The following is a 19,100-nucleotide window of genomic DNA, read 5'->3' as shown; positions in this document are numbered from 1 at the left end:
AGGGTGAGGCGGGACTGTGTGGATTTCGGGACATCTGACGTCCCAAAATCCACACAGTCACCAGGCCCGCCCCCGTGCACGACACCTTCGCTGTATCCCTCAACGAATACCGTGCGTTCGGTCTATGTCCTGAGGTGCATGGTGTTGCGCCTCGGTTGGCCGGCGGGGTCGAGGTAGGCGGGTGCGGTGAATTCCGGCAGGCCGTCCTGTGCGATGGCGACTTTCCATTGGCTGTGATGGATCAACCGATCTTCGTCTCGCCGTGGTGCCGCCAGAAAACAATATGGTGAGCCGTGCAACGGGGCACCGGCATGTCACAACCGGGGAAGGCACAGCCGCCATTGCGGATGGTGAGTGCGTACTTCTGGGCGAGTGACACGGTGCGTTTGGAGCGGCCGTTGTCGAGGGGTTCGCCTGCGGTGCCGAGGACTCCGGGCCGGACGCGGGCATCACAGGCGAGGATGCGGGCGTCGGTGGCGCTGATCGGTCCGACCAGGTCCAGGTGTGCTTCACCCAAGTCGCTGATCAAGTCTTCATACGACATGGTGACCAAAATGTGGGTGGCCTCGCCTGCCTGGCTGGGAAGGTTTCGGCTGGTGGTCTTCAACCGGACGTAGTCGGTGAAGGCGTCCCCGTAGCGTTCGTCCTGGGTGCGGGAGTCGCGGACTCCGTCGATGGCCTTGTGGGGTTTGGCCATCGGGTCGAGGTCGGATTTCAACCGTGCGTAGGTCTCCAGATCGAGCGTGCCTTTCAGGCCGAGGGTGCCGTTGCGGTGTTTGACGAACCGCAGCTCTGGCCGGGTGTCTTTGGGGTTCTCGTCGCGGGGTGCTTTCCGTCGGGATCGAGCTTGTCCAGGAGTCTTCGTCCGGCTTGGGCGATCGTGCGAGGCCCGGCGTGCCGGGCCAGATCCACAAGGATCTTCTCCCCGCCTCGAACGTCTTCTTCCGGGACAGTGGACGGGATGCGGGCGAGTGTGCGGATGATCGCGTCGATCTGCGAGCCGCCGATCGCGCCCTCCGCAGCAGCGTCAGCCGTCAGGGGTGCGAGAGGCGGCACCCGATCAGCACGAGCATCGGCTTCCTTGCCCGTGACGTGGAAGTCCTCGAAAATCATTGCCGCCAACGTCGCATGACCAGAACACCCCCGAACCCCGCGGATATTGATTTCCGCGAGGATCGCGTTCTGCTCCGCATCCAATCGACGCTTAAGGACTTCCAGTTCCTGTTTGCGGGCATGCAGCACAGCGGTATCGACACGCCACCACACGTTTATGTGACACTCCAACCAGGAGTCTCGCAATTAGTCGACTAATTGCGATTTCCGTGCGGTGAAAACGACCCTTGTTTCGGAACAACCTTCCGTGCCCCATGCGGAAGACCTTCCCTCGGCGCCCGGCCGTCGAAGCGTCTCCTGAACCCTTCGAGCGCACCGTCGAGCACTTGCCGCGCAGTACGTCGCAAGCGGCGAGAAAGTGTTCTGTTTCAAAGGATCTAGGCCGCGGTGGCACCCGAGGGCGCCACCGCGGCCGGAACTCAGGCGGCCGCGCGGTGGATGACGATGTCGTCGAGCCGTGTGCGGGCGTAGACCTTGACCCCGCCCTCGCCGCCGTCGGTCGCGAAGGCGCTGCGCACCGAGCCCTTCGTGCTTTTGGCGTCCACCGACGCGGTGTCCCCGTCGATGCCGACGTCGATGCCCCCGGACGCGTTCACCAGCTCGGCCTGGCCGCGAGACAGGCGTCCGACCCTGATCGGGCAGTTGGCCGCCTTCGCGGAAACGGCGCCGTCAGCGCGGTCGATGTCGAAGCTCCCGCTCGCGCCGGAGAGGTCGACGTCGGACCGGGCGTGCCCGATCCAGACCTTCCCGCTCGCGCCGACGTACCTGACGGTGCCCGCGACCTCGCCGATCCGCATTCCGGCGGTACCGCCTTCGATGTCCACGGTCCCGGCGACGTGCCCGATCTCGACCTCGCCCGCCGCCAGGTTCCCCCGGACCGTCGCGACGCGCTCCACCTGGATGCGGCCCGACCCCACCTCAAGCACGCAGTCGCCGAACAACCCTTCGGCGCGGATGTCCGACCACGCGGTGTTCAGTGCCAGCCGCGATCCGGCGGGCAGTTCGATCGTGATCGCGACCGAACCTTCCTTGCCGCCCGCCTTCTTGGTCTCGATCGACAGCTCCCCGTCGATGAAGCCGACCTTGGTCTTCTCGGCGACCTTCACGTCCGACTTGCTCGCGGCGTCGATCGGCTCGACGCGCACCACCGTGTCCGCACGCTCGCTCGCGACGAGGCGCACCCGGGCACCCGCGGTGGTCAGCGTGGCGGTGATCGGTTCCGGAGTGGTGAAAACAGACATGGTGGAAACTCCCTCGGTGGTGGTGCTCTCTTGCTGGTGAGGCAACGATCTCCGACCGGTCTGACACCGGACCGCCACGCCGCTGACACCCGTGGAGACACCGCGTCAGCCCGGCGAAGGAAGATCCCGGCGTGCGATGCTGTGGGCGTGGAGTACGTGTCCAGAGTGCCGAGACCGCCACTGGACGGGCTGATCGACGACCTCTACTACCTGGAGGGTTCGCCGCCGTACGCCCGGCTGACGCTGCCGCCCTCGCCGTCGGCGTTGCTCATCGTCAATCTCGGGGCGCCGTTCCGTATCCGCGCCGGCGCCGACATCGAGATGGCCGAGTACGCCGACGGCTGCGTGGTCACCATGCGCACCCGTGCGCTGGAGTTCGGCTACCCACTCCCGACCCGTTCCGTCGGCGTGCACGTCAAGCCGTGGGGGCTGGCGCCGTTCCTGCCGATGCCCGCGAGCGAGCTGTGCGATCGGCCGGTGACGCTGGAGCAGGTTTGGGGCAGTCCCGCCATCGCCGGGCTGCGAGACCGGCTGGCCGCCGCGGACGGACCGCACGAGATGCTGACGCTGCTCGAGGAGGAGCTGATGCGACGGCTGGGCGAAGCCACCGGCCTGGGACTGGTCCGCCACACGAGCGGCGTCCTCGCGGCGACGGGCGGGGCTGCGGTGATCGGCGACCTGAGTGTGGCGGCCGGGGTCAGCAGCACTCATCTGGCACGGCGGTTCAAACAGCTCGTCGGCATCACGCCGAAGCGGCTGGCCCGCACCTACCGCCTCACCGCCACGGTGCTCGCGATCGACCCCGCCGGACCGGTCGATTGGGGCGGCCTCGCCAGTGGGGCGGGCTACTTCGACCAGGCCCACTTCGGCCACGAGTTCCGGGAGTTCACCGGGCTCACGCCGACCCGGTACGTCGAAGTCCGGCGGCGGTTCCTGCGCGAACATCCCGGCCACGTGCTGGACGGCTGGCCGCTGCCCGCCGTTTGATTTCTTACAAGCGCGCCGGCTCACGACACGTTAGCTTCGGGGACCCCGAACAGAGGAGTGCCCGTGGGCAAGGTGGTCATTTACGGCTCGGTGTCGGTGGACGGCTTCGTCGCGGACGAGAACGACCAGCCCGGACCGTTGTTCGACTGGTTGTCCAGCGGTGACGTCCCGTTGGACGAGAGCGGGGTGCTCAAGGTGTCGCAGACGTCCTACGACCACACCCGGGCGTACTGGGACCAGATCGGCGTGACGATCGCCGGCCGCCACGTCTTCGACCTCACGGACGGCTGGGACGGGAAGCCCCCGGGCGGGATCGACCACGTGGTGGTCGTGACGCACCGGCCCGCGCCCGAGGGCTGGGACCCCGAGGCGCCGTTTCACTTCGTCGACGGCATCGAGGCGGCCGTCGCCAAGGCGCAGGAGCTGGCGGGTGACCGCATCGTCGAGGTCGCCGCCGGCGACGTCGGGGGCCAGGTGCTCGCCGCGGGTCTGGTCGACGAGGTGCGCATGGACGTCGTCCCCGTGGTGTTCGGGTCCGGCAAGCGGTTCTTCGGGTCGGTCGGCGCGCAGCACCTGGTGGAGGATCCCGACGTGGTGATTCAGGGCGACCGGGTGCTGCACCTGTGCTTCCGGGTGCGCCGTTGACCGAGTGCGCTCAAGGCGATGAAGGCACCTTGACGTCCTCGGGAGTCTTGTCCGCCCGCAGTCCCCGCCAGGTCGTGTGCCGCAGCCGCCCGTCCGGGGTCCAGTTCCGGTGGACGACCTCCCCGACGAGCTCCGGCGACACCCAGTGCACCCGCCGGGCCCGATCGCGCGGGACCTCCGAGGTGAAGGGCGGTGTCTTCCGCTCCAGCGGGGTGAGCCGGGCATGCAGGTCTTCGAGGACCTTGTCGCTGAACCCGGTCCCGACATCGCCGACGTACCGCAGTCCGCCGGACTCGTCGTGCGCGCCCAGCAGCAGCGCGCCGAGCGTCCCCGAGCGCCGTCCCTCGCCGGGGCGCCAGCCGCCGATCACGACCTCTTGGCTGTGCCACAGCGCGCGCTTGATCCACTGCCTGGTCCGCTTGCCGGGGTAGTACCGGCTGTCGAGCTTCTTCGCGATCAGCCCTTCGAGCCCGTGCTGCCGGACGACCTCGAGCAGTTGGTCAGGCGAGATGTCGTCGTCGGTGTAACCCGGTGGGATGACTATGCGGCCACCGCCACCCAAAGACGTCAGTAGTTCGCGGCGGGCGGCGTAAGGCTCGTCGAGCAGGACGGTGCCGTCGAGAACCAGCACGTCGAAGGCGAAAAAGTGCACCGGGCTGCGCTCCAGCAGCGACGCGTCCGGCGTGCGCAGATGCCGCGTTTGCAGCAGCGGGAAGCTCGGCCGTCCTTGGTCGTCGAGGACGACGATCTCGCCGTCGAGGACGGCTTCGCGGCCATCGAGGGCTTCGCCGGTCACGTCGGGGTACGTTGCCGTGATGTCGAGGCCGCGACGGCTGGTCAGCCGCGTCTCGCCGTCGGGGGCGACGCGCAGGCAACAGCGGTAGCCGTCCCATTTGTATTCGTACCCCCACCCGCCGGTGGGCAGGTCGCCGTCGGTCGCCAGCATCGGGGCGATCGCGTCCGGCACGGTACTCATGCCTCACGGTACCCCGAAAACCCGGCCCGTGATCTATCGTCGAAGGGTGCCTGAAGAGCGGATAACGGTCGAGGTCGAGGGACGGCGGCTCGGGCTGTCCAATTTGGACAAGGTGCTCTACCCGGCGCACGGTTTCACCAAACGCGAGGTACTCGACTACTACCGCCGTATCGCCCCCGCGCTGCTCCCTCATCTGCGAGACCGCGCAGCCACGTTCCGCCGTTTCCCGGACGGTGTCGACGGCGAACCGTTCTACGAGAAGAACGTTTCCCGGCACGCGCCCGACTGGGTGCGCACCGCGCGGCTCACCAACCGGGGCCGCCGCGGCGGTGAGGAGACGCTCGACTACCCGGTGGTCGGCGATCTCCCGACGCTGATGTGGGCGGCCAACCTCGCCGCGCTGGAGCTGCACGTTCCACAGTGGACCGTCGGACCGCGTGGCGCGCGGAAATCGCCCGATCTGCTGGTGTTCGACCTCGACCCCGGCCCGCCCGCGGACGTCGTCGACTGCTGCCGGGTCGCCGAGACGCTCAGCGAACTGCTCACCGAGGACGGGCTGACCGTCTACGCGAAGACCAGTGGCAACAAGGGAATGCAGCTGTACTGCCCGGTGCGCACGCGGTCCGACGAACGGACTTCCGAGTACGCCAAGGCGGTCGCGGAGGAGCTCGCGCGCCGGTCACCGGAAACCGTGGTCGCCCGCATGACGAAGGCGATCCGTCCCGGCCGCGTGTTCATCGACTGGAGCCAGAACAACACCGCCAAGACGACCATCGCGCCCTACTCCCTGCGCGGCCGCGCCATCCCGACCGTGTCCACCCCGGTGACCTGGGAGGAGGTCGAGGCCTGCCGCAAGGCCGCCGACCTGCTCTTCACCGCCGATCAGGTGATCGAGCGCGTCGAGGAGATGGGCGACCTGTTCGGCGACATCGCGGAGCACCGTGCCGCCGTTCCCGCCCGATGAGGCGAAATTGTCCGAAACAAGACAGGCGCTCCGAAAGACCACTGTGGACTCCTGCCCGTTCCGCATACCATCGGCGGATCGGGCGCGCGGGGGTGCGCGCCCACCGTACTGGCGCCCTCGGTGCCGGTGAGGATGTGGCTGTTGACCGGATATCACACGCTTGCCGAAACCGAAAACGCCGTACGGGCGAAGCTGGGCGGAATTCCGCTGTTGTGGGAGCGGATGGAGGCGATGGCCAACCTCCACCGCGCCGCCACGGCGGTGCGGCTGCACTTCGAGAACTCGGTCCTGCGCACCGCGGGGCTCACCTGGACCGCGTTCGTGGTGCTCTGGGTGGTGTGGATCTTCGGTGAGAAGGAGACCCGGCACGTCGCCGCGGAGTCCGGGATCACCAAGGGCACGCTGACCGGGGTGATGAAGACCCTGGAGGCGCACGGCCTGGTCACCCGCCGCAAACATCCGGTCGACGGACGTCTGGTGCTGCTCGCGCTGACGGCCGAGGGCGAACGGCTGATGCGGGAGCTCTTCCCGGAGTTCAACCAGGAGGAAGCGTTCGTCACCGATCGGCTCAGCCCGGCCGAGTGCACCGAGTTGGCGGTATCGCTGCGGGAGATCGTCAAGCAGCTGGAGGACAAGGGCGAGGAACGGCGCCAGGCGGTGGCGACCCGGGGGAGCTGAGCCCTACCGAAGACGGTTGCGCCACACCTCCGATGACTCCTACGTTTTTTGGAGCCGAACGATCGAAGGGCGCCCTTGATGGACTTCCGGTACTGGCTGGGTCAGGCGTTGACGTCGCACGAGGCGTGGGCGGAGACGTTCACCCCCGTGCGGCCGCATCCGTCACTGGAGATCTCCGACAGCCGGTTCGAGACCGCCTTCGAGGAGTTCACCGAGCGGCTGAAGGACAACTACCCGTTCTTCCATCCGTCCTACGCCGGCCAGATGCTCAAACCGCCGCATCCGGCCGCGGTGGTCGGCTATCTGACCGCGATGCTGGTCAACCCGAACAACCACGCGCTCGACGGCGGCCCGGCGACGGCCGAGATGGAACGCGAGGTCGTCCGTCAGCTGGCCACGATGTTCGGCTATCAGGAGCACCTGGGGCATCTGACCACCAGCGGCACCGTGGCGAACCTCGAAGCGCTGTTCGTCGCGCGCGAAACGCATCCGGGCAAGGGGATCGCCTACAGCGCCGAGGCGCACTACACACACGGCCGGATGTGCGGCGTCCTCGGCGTCGAGGGGCACACCGTGCCCGTCGACGCCCGTGGCGCGATGGATCTCGACGCCCTCGAAGAGCTGCTGCGCACCGGGAAGATCGGCACCGTGGTGGTCACCGCGGGCACGACCGCGCTCGGCACGGTGGAACCGGTCCACGAGGTGGTGGCGCTGCGCGAACGCTACGGCATCCGGGTGCACGTGGACGCGGCCTACGGCGGGTTCTTCCGGCTTCTGTCCGGTTTGGACGGTCCGGAAGGGCTGCCCGAAGCGCCGTGGCTCGCCATCGCCGAGGCCGACTCGATCGTCATCGACCCGCACAAACACGGCCTCCAGCCCTACGGCTGCGGCGCGGTGCTGTTCAAGGACCCCGCGGCCGGCCGGTTCTACCTGCACGATTCGCCCTACACCTACTTCACCTCGGAAGACCTGCACCTCGGCGAGATCAGTCTCGAATGCTCCCGGGCGGGCGCGGCCGCCGCCGCGTTGTGGCTCACCTTCCGGCTGCTGCCGCCCACCCCCGACGGCCTCGGCCGGGTGCTCGCGGCCGGGCGCCGCGCGGCGTTGCGGTGGGCGAAACTGCTGGAGGACTCCGAGCACTTCGACCTGTACCAGCCACCGGAACTCGACATCGTCGCGTACTTCCCCCGCACGGAACCGCTTTCCCTGTCGAAGATCGACGAGGCGAGCGAGCGGATCATGCGCGTCGGCATGGCCGCGGCCAAGGATCCGGTGTTCCTGAGCACGCTGCGGGTGAGCGAGCCGCAATTCGGCCTGCGTCACACCGGGGTCGACGCGGATGCGGACGGCGCGCGGATCCTGCGTAGCGTGCTGATGAAACCCGAAAGCGAAGACCACGTCGACAGGCTCCACGAGCGGCTGGAAGAGTTGTCCCGCCGTTGAGCCCCGATCTGCCGCCGCGAACGAATGGATCAGCCATGCCCGCACCAGGTCCCGCCGAACCCGCGACCGCGATCGAGACCCGATCGCTCGGTACCGGTTTCCGGCGGCGGCACGTCACCATGCTGGCGATCAGCGGGGCGATCGGGGCGGGGCTGTTCGTCGGCACCGGCGCCGGGATCAAGACCGGGGGTCCCGGCATCCTGCTGTCCTACGTCGTCGCCGGCCTGCTCATGGTGCTCGTCATGCGCATGCTGGGCGAGATGGCGGCCGCCGAGCCGAGCAGCGGTTCGTTCTCGGTGTACGCCGAGAAGGCGCTCGGGCGCTGGGCGGGGTTCACCGTCGGCTGGCTGTACTGGTCGCTGCTGGTGGTCGTCGTGGCCGCCGAGGCCACCGCGGCGGCGGGGATCGCGAACGGGCTGCTGCCCGCGATTCCACAGTGGACGTGGGTGCTGCTGTTCATGGCGGTGCTGACCGTGGTGAACCTGTTCGCCGTGCGGTCGTTCGGTGAGTTCGAGTTCTGGTTCGGCGCCATCAAGGTGACCGCCGTGGTCGGCTTCCTCGTGCTCGGCACGCTGGCGGTGTTCGGGATCCTGCCGGGGACGTCGCCGGTCGGCCTGAGCAACCTCACCGGGCACGGCGGCTTCCTGCCCAACGGCCTCCAGGGCGTGCTGACCGGCCTGCTCGCGGTCGCGTTCTCCTTCGGCGGCATGGAACTGGTCACCATCGCCGCGGCGGAGTCCGACGATCCCGCGGGGTCGATCCGCCGCACCACGCGCACGGTCATCGTGCGGCTGCTGCTGTTCTACATCGGCTCCGTGGCGTTGATGGTGCTGTTGCTGCCGTGGGAGTCCGCTTCGGCCAACGCCAGCCCGTTCGTGACCATCCTGGAGCAGATCGGGGTGCCGTCGGCGGCGCTGCTGATGAGCTTCGTCGTGCTGACTTCACTGCTCTCCGCGCTGAACGCGAACCTTTACGGTGCCTCGCGGATGGTGTTCTCCCTCGCCGATCGCGGTGAAGCGCCGCGCGCGATGCTGAAGCTGTCCAGCGCGGGCGTTCCCCGGACGGCGGTGCTGTCGTCGGTGGCCTTCGGTTTCGTGGCCGTGCTGCTGAACTTCCTCGCCCCCGAACACGTGCTGCCGTTCCTGCTGAACGCCATCGGGGCGAACATCCTGCTGGTCTGGATCTTCGTCGCCATCTCCCAGCTGCGGCTGAGGAAGCGGGCGGAAGCCGACGGCACGGCCGCCGACCTGCCGGTGCGGATGTGGGGTTTCCCGTGGCTCAGCTGGGTCGCCCTGATCGCGATGGCGGGCGTCCTCGTGCTCATGTGGACCGACGCCGACGCGCGGGCGCAGCTGTTCACCAGCGGCGCGGTGGCCGTGCTGATCGTGGTGATCAGCCTGCTCAGGCGACATCAGCGACGCTGAACAGTTCGCGTTCCACCCGGCCAAGCGCCAGCCGGAGCGCACCGAGCGCCACCGAGTCTTCGCCGAGCATCGACGTCTCGACACGCACCGGGAACAGGCACAGCCGGGCCAGTTCGGTGCGCAGCGGCGCTGTCAGCGCGAGCCCGCCGCCGATCACCACCAGTTGCGGGTCGACGGTGAGCACGGTCGCGGCGACGAGTTCGAGGAACCCGCCGGTCCGCTCCAGTGCGCGGATCTCACCAGCGGCGCCGTTGTGGCCGTCGTGCAGCTTGCCGCCGAGCAGAAGGCCCAGCGAGACGGTGCGCCCCGCTCGCACGTAGACGACGTCGTCGACGCCGTGCGCGGCACCGCGCCAGTGCTCGGCCAGCGTCGCGAGCTTGGTGTCGTTCCCGGCCAGCACCGGGCAGCCGCCGCCGAACTCCGCGGGCAGGTCGAGGCCGGTCCAACCGGGAAGGCGATCGCCGCGGACGACCTTGCCGCCGGACACCACACCCGCGGTGCCGACGCCGAGCACCCGCAGGTTCGCGTGACCAGCGACGGCGGCGCCGAGCACCTGGTGTGCGGCCGCGAGCCTGCCGGGCGCGTCCAGTTCCGGGGTGAGGTCGGCCTTCGCCCTGCCGACGACCTCGCCTCGCAGGTCGGCGACCAGGCACAACGCCTGGTGCGGGCCGACTTCGAGGCCGGCGACGTGTCCCGCCTCGGGGCGGAAGCGATACCGCTTGGCGGGCCTGCCCACCGGACGCGGCGCGTCAGGGGAGAGGGGAACCTCCTCGACCAGGCCTTGTCCGCCGAGGTCCGCGGCGATTTCCTCGACCGTCGGCCGGGAGACCTCGCTCGCCTTGACCAGTTCCGCGAGGGTGAGTTCCTCGGCCGCGTACAGCGCTCGCAGGACGGCGATGGCGTTGAGCCGCCGCAACAGTGACGGATCCCCTCCGGACAGTCTGGCCATGCGGCTCCCTAGGCGTTGACGCGTTTGTCGTACTGGGCGCGCGCGACGGCGATCTCGCTCTGGTGGTCTTCGGTCCAGCTGACCAGCGACTGGATGGTCTTGTGCAGCGTGATGCCCATCGGGGTCAGCGCGTACTCGACCCGGGGCGGCACGACCGGATAGACGGTCCGGTTCACGAGCCCGTCGCGTTCCAGATGACGCAGCGTGGTGGTGAGCATGCGCTGGCTGATGCCGTCGATCTTGTACTTCAACTCGGTGAACCGGAGGGTGTTCCGGTCGAGGAGCGCGATGACCAGGAGTGACCACTTGTCCGCCACCCGGTCCAGGATCTGGCGGACTTCGCAGTCCTCCCGGGTGTCCCACTGGAAGGCCTCGTAGTCCTCCTCGGTGAGTTCACAACGACTAGGTGAGTTCAAAGTGCCTTCTTCCATGGTCATCGATGGTGACGGAAGATCCCCTTGGTTACAAGAGGGAACCGACCGGCAGATGAGTAACCGTCGGTCCCGTCCACCGAGGGAGAACAGACCTTGACCACAACGCGAACGCCCCCGCGCGCCGCCGATCGGATGAGCGGCCGGGCCTGGGGCGTGCTCCTGGTGCTGTGCGGCGCCATCTTCCTGGAGGGCATCGACGTCGCGATGCTGAACGTGGCGCTGCCGTCCATCCGGGCCGAACTCGGCCTGTCGACGGCGACGCTGAGCGGCGTGGTGAGCGCCTATGTGCTCGGCTACGGCGGCTTCATGCTGCTGGGCGGCCGCGCCGCCGACATGTACGGCCGCCGCCGCATGTTCCTCACCTGGCTGGTGGTGTTCCTCGTCTTCTCCGGGCTCGGCGGATTCGCCACCGAGGGCTGGATGCTGCTGCTCGCCCGGTTCGTCACCGGCGTCGCCGCGGCCTTCATGACCCCGGCGGGCCTGTCGATCATCACCACGAGCTTCGAGGAAGGACCCGAACGCAACAAGGCCCTGTTGTTCTACGCCGGTACCGGGGCGGGCGGTTTCTCGCTCGGGCTGGTCATCGGTGGACTGCTGACCAGGATCGACTGGCGCTGGGTGTTCTTCACGCCGGTGCTCCTGTCCGCCGTCATCCTGGCCGCCGCGCTCTGGCTCATCAAGGAACCCGCGAACCAGGAACGCCCTCCGCGGCGCCTGGACCTCGCCGGAGCCATCACCGTGACCGTGGCGATGCTGCTGATCGCCTACGCGGTGGTCCGGCTGGAACACCCCGGGCAGGGCTGGGGCTGGACGGTCGCGTCCTTCGCCGGGGGAGTGGCGTCGCTGGTGGCGTTCGTGGCCATCGAACGACGATCGCCCGCGCCGTTGGTGCGGCTGGGCATCCTGAAATCGGGCCCGCTGGTGCGGGCGAACGTCAGCGCGCTGCTTTTCGCGGGTTCGTTCTTCGGGTTCCAGTTCCTCGTCACGCTGTACCTGCAGGAACTCCGGGGCTGGTCGACGCTCGAGACGAGCCTGGCGCTGCTGGCGGTCGGGATCGACGCCATCCTGGCGCCGACGCTGACCCCGCGGCTGGTGGCGAGGTTCGGCAACACGCGGCTGATCTTCGGCGGCTTCGTCCTCGCCGCCGTGGCGTACGCGCTCTTCCTGCCACTGGGCCTGGACTGGACGTACGCGGCGATGTTCCCGTCGATGATCATCCTGGGCCTGGGGTTCGCCCTCGCTTACGGCCCGCTGACGATCGTCGCCACCGACGGGATCGCCGAGGACGAGCAAGGACTGGCGGGAGGGCTGCTGTACACGGCCTTCCAGTTCGGCGCGGCGCTCGGGCTGTCCGCGGTGACCGCCGTCAACGTCGCCGCTCTCGGCGACGGCTCGCCGGGCGCCGCGCTCGGCGGCTACCGGGCGGCGCTGGTCGTGCCGCTGGTGATGGCCGTCCTCGCCGCGATCGTCATCGCGTCCGGCCGTCAGCGTGTTTCGGCGAAGGAAGCCAGATTGGCCAGCGAGGAGGCGATCCCGGTCTCGTGATCCGCCTGGCCGATGCCGGACGGCACGTCCGTCGCGGTGACGGTCACTTCGGTGCCGTCACCCGCGGCGGTGAGCCGCCAGGTCATCGTCATGGTGCCCGCGAAAGCCGGATCGCCGGACTCGAAGACGGCCAGCTGCACCACGCGTTCCGGCGGCACCAGTTCGGCGAACCCGACTTCGACGACGTCCGTCGCGTCCGAGGACTTGCCTGGAGCGGCGGACGCGTCGAGGTAGGTGAGGATCATCCGGAAACCGCCACCGGGCCGCGGATCCCAGCGTTCGATCCGGCCGCGCATGCCCTCGGGCGGCAGCCAGGCTTCGAGGGATTCCCGGTCGAGCAGGGCGTTGTAGACGGCCTCGGGTGATGCGGCGATCACCCGGCTGCCGCTGTCGATCCTGTCCATCCTCCCGATTCTAGGGCGGATAGGCTGATCATCGCGGATCACGGACGTCGGTGGTCCGGGAGGGGTGATCCACATCGAGTACTTCGTCGCCTGGTCCGCCTTCCTCGGCGGCTGGCTCCTCGTCGCCGGGCCCATGTACCAGGGCGCGCTGGAACTGCGCGAGGAAAGCGAACGGTTCGAAGACCTCCGTTCGGTCGAGACACGCCGTCCCGCCGGCGGCACCCCCACCTCGCGCTGGTGGTGGCTGATGCCGCCGGTGGCCGTCATCAAGGAACGCCGTCGCCGGAAGAAGGCGCAGCGCGAGTTCATGAAGACGCTCTCGGCGAGCCAGCGGCGCACCATGACCACCTTCGCCAACAAGGCGAAAGGCTGGTTCATCGTGTGCGCGGGCGCGTTCTTCATCGCCCTCAAGGAGACGTGGCACCTGCACCATCTGTACCACTGGCCTTTGTGGACCTACTTCGCGCTCGTGCTCGTCCCGCTGGTGCTGAGTTTCGTCCACACGACACGCGGTGTCCGGCTCACCGTCCTCATCATGGGTGCCGAGGAGTGATGGTGTCGCGGGTGATCGACTCGACCTTCTCCTGCGCCTTCTTGGCGTCCGTGACCCACAGCTTGTAGAAGTCGAACGGGCAGTCCGCGACACCCTTGTCGCCCTCGTCGGCGTCCTGCACGCCGGTGTAACCGCGGTGCAGCAGCTTGAAAATGTGGTTCTGCGACTGGTCGTAGGTCCGTGCGTCGCGGATCGCCGACACCGACAGTTGGGCGTACTGGATCCCGTATTCCTCTTCGCCGGTCTCGCCGAGCGTGCGCCCGTCGAAGCCGATGATCGCGGAGTGGCCGAAGTAGGAATAGACGCCGTCGAAACCGGCGGCGTTCGCCACGGCCACGTAACAGTTGTTGGCCCACGCCATCGCCTTGGCCATCAGGACCTGCTGCTCCTTGGCCGGGTACATGTAGCCCTGGCAGCGCACGATCAGCTCGGCGCCCTTCATCGCGCAGTCGCGCCAGATCTCCGGGTAGTTCCCGTCGTCGCAGATGATCAGCGAGATCTTCAGGCCCTTGGGGCCGTCGCTGACGTAGGTCTCCTCGCCGGGGTACCAGCCTTCGATCGGGCACCACGGCAGGATCTTGCGGTACTTCTGGACGATCTCGCCGCGGTCGTTGATGAGCACGAGGGTGTTGTACGGCGGTTTGTTCGGGTGGTCCTCGTGTCGTTCGCCGGTGATGGAGAAGACGCCCCAGGTCTGCGCTTCGCGGCAAGCGGCGGCGAAGATCTCGGTCTCCTCGCCGGGAATCGTGGCCGCGGTCTCGTACATCTCCTTGGGGTCGTACATGATGCCCTGCGTCGAGTACTCGGGGAACACCACGAGGTCCATGCCGGGAAGCCCGGATTTCATGCCCACCACCATTTCGGCGATCTTGCGGGCGTTGTCGAGGACTTCGGCCTTGGTGTGCAGCCGCGGCATCTTGTAGTTGACCACCGCGACGCCGACCGTGTCCGGGCTGGCGGAAATGTCACCGTGTCGCATGAAGACTCCTTTTCTCCGACTGGGTTTTCAGGACGTCGAGGGAACCGGCCGCCGCGACCAGCGCGACCGCGACGGCGGCCGCGAGCAGCGCCGTCCCGCCGTCGCTGCGGTAGGCGCCGGTCAGGCCGAGGAAGGCGGGCAGTGTGCAGGTCGGCTGGCTGAGCAGGAGGACGGTCCAGCCGGTGAACCGCGTCAGCCGTTCCTTGCCGAGGCCGAGCACCAGGAAGAACAATCCCCACAACAACGCCCAGGACAGCCAGATGACGCCGAACACCGGATCGTTGTCGTGCCAGAACGCGATTCCCGCGTAGACCACGGCGGCGCCCGCCACGAAGAGCGAGAACCAGCCGATGCCTTCGGGTTCCAGGCCGGCGAGGTTCGCGATGCCGACGTACAGATAGGTGAAACCGAACAGGTACAGGCCGGACGCGGCGAGGATCGCGTCCGGGTTCCCGCCTGCCTGGACGATCAGCACGGTCGGGGTGACGCACTGCAGCGCGCCCACGAACAGGTTCAGCACCGCCGCCGAACGAGGCGGTATCCGGCCGAGCAACATCAGGCCGTTGATCATCAAGGCGGCGCCGACGTAGAGCAGGCCCACGTTGCCCATGCTCACCTCCGCTGCGTCACATGGAATATTTTCAAATGAAAGTATGTGGTGAGTGGTGGTGAGTCAAGGGAAGGGAGTTCAGAGCCGGGTGAGGACTTCGAAGTCGTAGCCGTCGGCGACCGCGAGATGGACGTGCTGGTCGGCTTGCTGCCCGCGGAACTCGACCGTGCCACGCGGCCCGTGGTAGGCGACACCGTCGATCGCCGCGTTGAGCGCGGGCAGGTCCGGCGTCCCCGCCCGCCGGACGAGTTCCGCCAGCGTGTGCAGTCCCTCGTAACAGGATTCGGCGGCGTTGTTCAAGGCCGGTGCGCCGGGACCGTTGCGGTCTACGTAGCGGCCGAGCAGGTCCATCGCGTCGGCGGTGACCATGGACCGGAAGTAGGCGGCGGAGACGTAGAGGTTGCCGGTGGCGTTCGCGCCGCTCGCGAGGAGCATGTTCTCCTCCATCAGCGGACTGAACCGGATCAGCCGGTCGCTGAGCCCGTGCGCGGCGAAGGCCCGGTTGAACCGCACCGCGTCCTGTCCGACCAGCAACATGAGCACACCGTCGCTGGTGGACCGTTCGACCGAACGGACCACTGTGGACATATCGCCCTCGCCGAGCCCGACGAACGCCTCGCCGGTGATGCGCAGGCCGAGGTCCTTGGCGTAGTGCCGGATCGCCCGCGTCGTCCGGTGCGGCCAGACGTAGTCGTCGCCGACGACGAACCAGCGGCGCGCGCCGAGGTTGTCGCGCAGCCAGCGCAGCGCCGGTTCGATCTGGCAGCGCGGGGTCTCGCCCGTGCAGAAGATGCCCGAGCGGCGCTCGCCACCTTCGTAGAGCGAGGTGTACACGTACGGCACCCTGTCGGCCACGACCGGCGCGAGCGCGTGCCGGATCGACGAGATGTGCCAGCCGCTCACCGCGTCGACCTGCCCGCTCTCGACGAGACGACGCAGGTCTTCGGCCACTTGCGCGGGGCTGCCGCCGCCGTCGACCACCTCGGCCTCGACCTGCCTGCCGAGGATGCCGCCGGATTCGTTGAGTTCGTGGACGGCCAGATCCGTGATCGCCTCGCAGGACGGGCCGAACAGCCCGGCGGGCCCCTGCAACGGGACCACCATGGCCACGCGCCAGGTGTCGTCGCGGGTCCGCGTGGCGAGGCGTGGGGGCATGGCGCTCCGTGCGGTGGCCCGGTAAGGTCAAAGTGCTTTCACCTGGAAGTATTGCGAGGGTGTCCGGTTTTGGCAAGGGGACGGGATATGGGCACACGGGGCGTCGCGACGGCGGGACCGTCGCTCACCGGCTCGCTCACCCGGGCCGCGAGGGCCGTTGCCGCCATGGTCGATCAGGTGCTCGCCAAAGAGAGTCTCACCCTGGACCAATGGCTGGTGCTGGACGCGCTGAGCGGCAAGGGCGGCCTCGCCATGGCCGACCTCGCCGACCGGACGCTGACCACCGGGCCGACCCTGACCAGGGTGGTCGACAAACTGGTGACCACCGCGCAGGCCTACCGCGAGGTCGACGTCGCGGACAGGCGCCGGGTGCTCGTCCACCTCAGCGCCCGCGGCCGGGCGACGCACCGGCGCGTGGCCGTGAAGGTGGCCGAGGTGGAGGCCCGGCTCGACGTGCCGGACGAGCTGCTCGTGGCGTTGCGGGGTCTCGGCGACTGAAGCCGGGGCGGCTGTCACATCATCGCGAACCGGCAGGTTCGGTCTCGGACCCCGTGGTGGGTCCGGGATCGGGGTGCGCATGCCGCTGTCGTCTTCTGCGGCATGCGCACCCGTGATGGTTACGGCCTGCTCGGCTGTTCGCTAAAGGACAACGGCAGGTGCGGGCTCCGGGGGTTCCGCTTGTGGCGGGGTGCCGGTGGTGTGCCGCCGGTGCAGCCACCACAGCCCCGCGAGTCCGATCGTGCCTGCCTGGATGGCCGGAGTGGCGGCGATGGCCAGGGCGACGAGCGCGGTGACGAGGGCGAACCAGTAGAGAAGGACTCGCCTGGCGTGGTCCCAACTGCCGAACAGCGTGCGGTGGACGAGGTCGGGCCAACGGGGGCCGCGCCGTAGGTGCGGGTGACGGCAGGCCGGGGCGGTGATGATGCCGACGGGTTCGCGGGTCAGGTCGAGCAATTCGTCGAGACCGACTTCGGCCGGGTGACACTCGCGGTGATGATTATGCGTGGCGGGCAGGTTGTTTTCCTGCTCGTGGGGTGTTTCTTCTGGCGTGTCGCCAGAAGCCAGCGGTACGCTGGTCATCGGTGATGCCTCCATGGAACTTCGCCGTTTGGTGGAATGGTTGAACCTCTTAAGCGGCTCCCCGGGCGTGGGGAGCCGCTTTCTTTTCATGCCGAGGTCCCGGCTCACCCCGACGCTGCCGGAGCAGCGTGAACGGGGCCTCAATGCCCATTGTGGACGAACCTCCAGCGCTTACGGTCCAGTAACCAGGAGGCTTCGTGATCGCTGCGCCCAGCGGTCCACTCGGCTTCACCGGGGGTGATCAGTGCAAATGGTCTTCACTCGATCGCTTGATGACGCGACCTATTCGACCATGGACTGATACCGAGACGTGCTCTAAAAAAGCAATGAGTGTCTTGGGGTCACTCGAACGCGTGCGTTGAATTCACTCTTGTGTAGCGCTGCGGGCAAGAACTGTTCGGTGCCGAACAGTCGCAAGATGCATTCGCACATGCAGATGTTCATGCGGACGGAATCACGTCCGTTCGGCGCCGGATTCGACCGCTCATCGCAGTACTGATCCAGTCGTCGAGAAAGAACGGGAACCTGTCGTACGACAGTTATCAGTGCCGTCCTGGTGCGGATTCCATCCTTGATCCCTCCGGTTGTCACGCCTTCCGCGCGCAGTTGTCTCGCTCATTGCGGAAGGCGGCGAAATTGCGGTTGGTGCTCTCTGGTCGCGGACTCTTTGTCGCCTGCGGGTTCGGCTCAGACGTTCCACTCGGGGTGACCGATCCGCTACGCTGATATGTGCCGCCGATCGGCCCAGTCCATCGGACGAGACCGGCGGTCAAGGCAGGACGTAGACGAGGGGTAGAGGGGATCTACGGCGTCGTGGCCGATCCGAACAGACAGGCGAGTTACACCGATATTTCTCGGCAGGTCCGCCAGGAAGCGGACAGGGCCAGGGTGCTGGCTGCCACCGAGCGGGCGGCGGCGGGAAAGGGTGGGTTCACCCTCGATCGCAAGCAGGCATTGGGAATGCAGACCGAGATCAGGGCCATTGTCGATGAACTGGGTGATATCCAGTCGCAGGCTGACGTGTTGACGAGGTTGAAGCCGCCTGCCCAAGACAGCATAAGTACTGGCTACAACAAGAAGTTGACTGTTGGGGGAACGTCGTTCATGGCGCAGGTCACGCCGTGGGCCACGGCGGCGGCGGCGTTCGACGCGGCGAATGATCAGATTCAAAACCTGATCGATTATCTCAATAGCTTGTTGGCGAAGCTCGACAAGGCATTGGGCACGATGAACGCGAACGATCACGAAAGTGAGAAAGCCCTGGAGCAGGCATCGTCGAAGGGGTACGCGTGATAGGTCGTCGCTGGGCTTTTTTCGGTATCGCGACTGTTTTCGCTGTCGTTCTTTCGGCATGCTCGGGCGGCGGGGGAACTCCGGGGACAGTGCTGCCTGACAGTGCTGCATCGTCCTCGGTGACGTCGTCGTCGCCTGTCTCGTCGTTGCCGTTCGCGGGTGCGCCGAAAGTCCAAAACCCTCTGCCGGCAACGGTGTTGTCGGGTGACCCTTGCGTGGATGCTTTGACGCCGAAGCAGGTTGAAGCAGCGCTCGGTATCGTAGTTCAGGGAAAGCGTGACGAGGTAGCAGGGATCGGTTCGTTCTGCTCGTGGACCAACCTCGAGTCGGGAGCGAAAATCACTGTCATATATGACACGGGTACCCACACTGGTTTGAGCAGTGTGTACCAGAACACGAAGCCGCAATCGAGTATCTGGAAAGAGCTCTCGGTGGAAGGATTTCCCGCTGCTGCGCATGATTCGACACATGATCACTGTCAAATCAGTGTCGGACTCGCGGATGACCTTTCAGTCCAGGTCGGCGGCTTTCTGAGCCGGTCGAAGATCGGTACGCTCGATCCGTGTGAGGTCGCGGCGAAAGCCGCCGGCGCGGTGGTGACGACCCTCAGACAGAAGGCGTAGTGCC

22 protein-coding genes are annotated in these 19,100 nt (G+C 67.5%); 11 read left to right on the top strand and 11 right to left on the bottom strand.

The annotated features are described in order from the left end of the window. Positions 1-241 precede the first annotated feature (241 nt). The 3 genes from ACZ5IK_RS38400 to ACZ5IK_RS38390 all read right to left on the bottom strand — a co-directional run bounded on the left by ACZ5IK_RS38400 (position 242) and on the right by ACZ5IK_RS38390 (position 2,354). Positions 242-754 (bottom strand): DUF222 domain-containing protein, encoded by a 513-nt coding sequence (locus ACZ5IK_RS38400; RefSeq protein WP_465492198.1) that lies wholly within the window; start codon positions 752-754, stop codon positions 242-244. Continuing rightward, a complete protein-coding gene (locus tag ACZ5IK_RS38395) occupies positions 751-1,266 on the bottom strand; it encodes a DUF222 domain-containing protein (protein WP_465492163.1) in 516 nt (171 codons plus the stop codon). Before ACZ5IK_RS38395 ends, ACZ5IK_RS38400 begins: the two co-directional genes overlap by 4 nt. A gap of 266 nt (positions 1,267-1,532) precedes the next feature. Beyond that, positions 1,533-2,354 (bottom strand): DUF4097 family beta strand repeat-containing protein, encoded by an 822-nt coding sequence (locus tag ACZ5IK_RS38390; protein WP_465492162.1) that lies wholly within the window; start codon positions 2,352-2,354, stop codon positions 1,533-1,535. A 165-nt stretch (positions 2,355-2,519) separates the two neighbouring features. Between ACZ5IK_RS38390 and ACZ5IK_RS38385 the strand changes: the two genes are divergently transcribed. Together ACZ5IK_RS38385 and ACZ5IK_RS38380 are read left to right on the top strand one after the other, a co-directional pair. Further along, positions 2,520-3,341, top strand: coding sequence for a helix-turn-helix domain-containing protein (locus ACZ5IK_RS38385; protein WP_465492197.1), 822 nt, complete (start codon positions 2,520-2,522; stop codon positions 3,339-3,341). A gap of 63 nt (positions 3,342-3,404) precedes the next feature. Further along, positions 3,405-3,986 carry a dihydrofolate reductase family protein gene (locus ACZ5IK_RS38380; RefSeq protein ID WP_465492161.1) on the top strand — a complete coding sequence of 194 codons (582 nt, stop codon included), beginning with the start codon at positions 3,405-3,407 and terminating at the stop codon, positions 3,984-3,986. Positions 3,987-3,996: 10 nt separating this feature from the next. Here ACZ5IK_RS38380 and ligD (ACZ5IK_RS38375) read toward each other — a convergent pair whose 3' ends face one another. Further along, positions 3,997-4,962 (bottom strand): non-homologous end-joining DNA ligase, encoded by a 966-nt coding sequence (ligD, locus tag ACZ5IK_RS38375; protein ID WP_465492160.1) that lies wholly within the window; start codon positions 4,960-4,962, stop codon positions 3,997-3,999. A gap of 46 nt (positions 4,963-5,008) precedes the next feature. Between ligD (ACZ5IK_RS38375) and ligD (ACZ5IK_RS38370) the strand changes: the two genes are divergently transcribed. The 4 genes from ligD (ACZ5IK_RS38370) to ACZ5IK_RS38355 all read left to right on the top strand — a co-directional run bounded on the left by ligD (ACZ5IK_RS38370) (position 5,009) and on the right by ACZ5IK_RS38355 (position 9,471). Beyond that, on the top strand, positions 5,009-5,926 hold the full coding sequence (gene ligD, locus ACZ5IK_RS38370) for a non-homologous end-joining DNA ligase (RefSeq protein ID WP_101605899.1): 918 nt from the start codon (positions 5,009-5,011) through the stop codon (positions 5,924-5,926). Positions 5,927-6,058: 132 nt separating this feature from the next. Further along, the gene (locus ACZ5IK_RS38365) at positions 6,059-6,604 is read left to right on the top strand and encodes a MarR family winged helix-turn-helix transcriptional regulator (RefSeq protein WP_465492159.1); all 546 of its coding nucleotides are present in this window, start codon (positions 6,059-6,061) and stop codon (positions 6,602-6,604) included. Positions 6,605-6,682: 78 nt separating this feature from the next. Next, positions 6,683-8,047, top strand: coding sequence for a pyridoxal phosphate-dependent decarboxylase family protein (locus ACZ5IK_RS38360; RefSeq protein WP_465492158.1), 1,365 nt, complete (start codon positions 6,683-6,685; stop codon positions 8,045-8,047). Positions 8,048-8,082: 35 nt separating this feature from the next. Beyond that, positions 8,083-9,471, top strand: a complete 1,389-nt coding sequence (locus ACZ5IK_RS38355) for an amino acid permease (protein ID WP_465492157.1) — start codon at positions 8,083-8,085, stop codon at positions 9,469-9,471. On the opposite strand, the gene ACZ5IK_RS38350 is transcribed toward ACZ5IK_RS38355, so the two are convergent. After that, positions 9,449-10,420 carry an ROK family transcriptional regulator gene (locus ACZ5IK_RS38350; RefSeq protein ID WP_465492156.1) on the bottom strand — a complete coding sequence of 324 codons (972 nt, stop codon included), beginning with the start codon at positions 10,418-10,420 and terminating at the stop codon, positions 9,449-9,451. The two genes, ACZ5IK_RS38355 and ACZ5IK_RS38350, sit on opposite strands and share 23 nt — an antisense overlap. A gap of 8 nt (positions 10,421-10,428) precedes the next feature. Next, positions 10,429-10,857 (bottom strand): winged helix-turn-helix transcriptional regulator, encoded by a 429-nt coding sequence (locus tag ACZ5IK_RS38345; RefSeq protein ID WP_465492155.1) that lies wholly within the window; start codon positions 10,855-10,857, stop codon positions 10,429-10,431. A gap of 129 nt (positions 10,858-10,986) precedes the next feature. Between ACZ5IK_RS38345 and ACZ5IK_RS38340 the strand changes: the two genes are divergently transcribed. After that, a complete protein-coding gene (locus tag ACZ5IK_RS38340; protein WP_465492196.1) occupies positions 10,987-12,399 on the top strand; it encodes an MFS transporter in 1,413 nt (470 codons plus the stop codon). Here ACZ5IK_RS38340 and ACZ5IK_RS38335 read toward each other — a convergent pair. Beyond that, positions 12,339-12,803 (bottom strand): SRPBCC family protein, encoded by a 465-nt coding sequence (locus ACZ5IK_RS38335; RefSeq protein WP_465492154.1) that lies wholly within the window; start codon positions 12,801-12,803, stop codon positions 12,339-12,341. The genes ACZ5IK_RS38340 and ACZ5IK_RS38335 overlap by 61 nt on opposite strands. A gap of 64 nt (positions 12,804-12,867) precedes the next feature. Here ACZ5IK_RS38335 and ACZ5IK_RS38330 point away from each other — a divergent pair, with 64 nt between their 5' ends. Then, complete coding sequence (locus ACZ5IK_RS38330) at positions 12,868-13,356, top strand: hypothetical protein (RefSeq protein WP_101605907.1); 489 nt, start codon at positions 12,868-12,870, stop codon at positions 13,354-13,356. On the opposite strand, the gene ACZ5IK_RS38325 is transcribed toward ACZ5IK_RS38330, so the two are convergent. The 3 genes from ACZ5IK_RS38325 to ACZ5IK_RS38315 form a co-directional block, all read right to left on the bottom strand. Further along, positions 13,337-14,335 carry an aliphatic amidase gene (locus ACZ5IK_RS38325; RefSeq protein ID WP_101605908.1) on the bottom strand — a complete coding sequence of 333 codons (999 nt, stop codon included), beginning with the start codon at positions 14,333-14,335 and terminating at the stop codon, positions 13,337-13,339. The genes ACZ5IK_RS38330 and ACZ5IK_RS38325 overlap by 20 nt on opposite strands. After that, positions 14,322-14,945, bottom strand: a complete 624-nt coding sequence (locus ACZ5IK_RS38320; RefSeq protein WP_465492153.1) for an AmiS/UreI family transporter — start codon at positions 14,943-14,945, stop codon at positions 14,322-14,324. Before ACZ5IK_RS38320 ends, ACZ5IK_RS38325 begins: the two co-directional genes overlap by 14 nt. 78 nt (positions 14,946-15,023) lie before the next feature. Beyond that, a complete protein-coding gene (locus ACZ5IK_RS38315; protein WP_465492152.1) occupies positions 15,024-16,100 on the bottom strand; it encodes a substrate-binding domain-containing protein in 1,077 nt (358 codons plus the stop codon). An 87-nt stretch (positions 16,101-16,187) separates the two neighbouring features. On the opposite strand from ACZ5IK_RS38315, the gene ACZ5IK_RS38310 reads away from it, so the two are divergent. Continuing rightward, positions 16,188-16,598: a MarR family transcriptional regulator gene (locus ACZ5IK_RS38310; protein WP_465492151.1), complete on the top strand. Its 411-nt coding sequence runs from the start codon at positions 16,188-16,190 to the stop codon at positions 16,596-16,598. 141 nt (positions 16,599-16,739) lie between these two features. On the opposite strand, the gene ACZ5IK_RS38305 is transcribed toward ACZ5IK_RS38310, so the two are convergent. After that, positions 16,740-17,180 carry a hypothetical protein gene (locus tag ACZ5IK_RS38305; RefSeq protein ID WP_465492150.1) on the bottom strand — a complete coding sequence of 147 codons (441 nt, stop codon included), beginning with the start codon at positions 17,178-17,180 and terminating at the stop codon, positions 16,740-16,742. Between the two features lie 813 nt (positions 17,181-17,993). Here ACZ5IK_RS38305 and ACZ5IK_RS38300 point away from each other — a divergent pair. Then, positions 17,994-18,473: a hypothetical protein gene (locus ACZ5IK_RS38300; protein ID WP_465492149.1), complete on the top strand. Its 480-nt coding sequence runs from the start codon at positions 17,994-17,996 to the stop codon at positions 18,471-18,473. Continuing rightward, positions 18,470-19,096, top strand: coding sequence for a DUF3558 domain-containing protein (locus ACZ5IK_RS38295; protein ID WP_465492148.1), 627 nt, complete (start codon positions 18,470-18,472; stop codon positions 19,094-19,096). The genes ACZ5IK_RS38300 and ACZ5IK_RS38295 overlap by 4 nt, the downstream gene beginning before the upstream one ends. The last annotated feature ends 4 nt before the right edge of the window (positions 19,097-19,100 follow it).

The organism is Amycolatopsis sp. NPDC031561, from assembly GCF_055580625.1.
The sequence above is the reverse complement of the archived record's forward strand: the minus strand, read 5'-3'. Positions and strand labels throughout refer to the sequence as shown.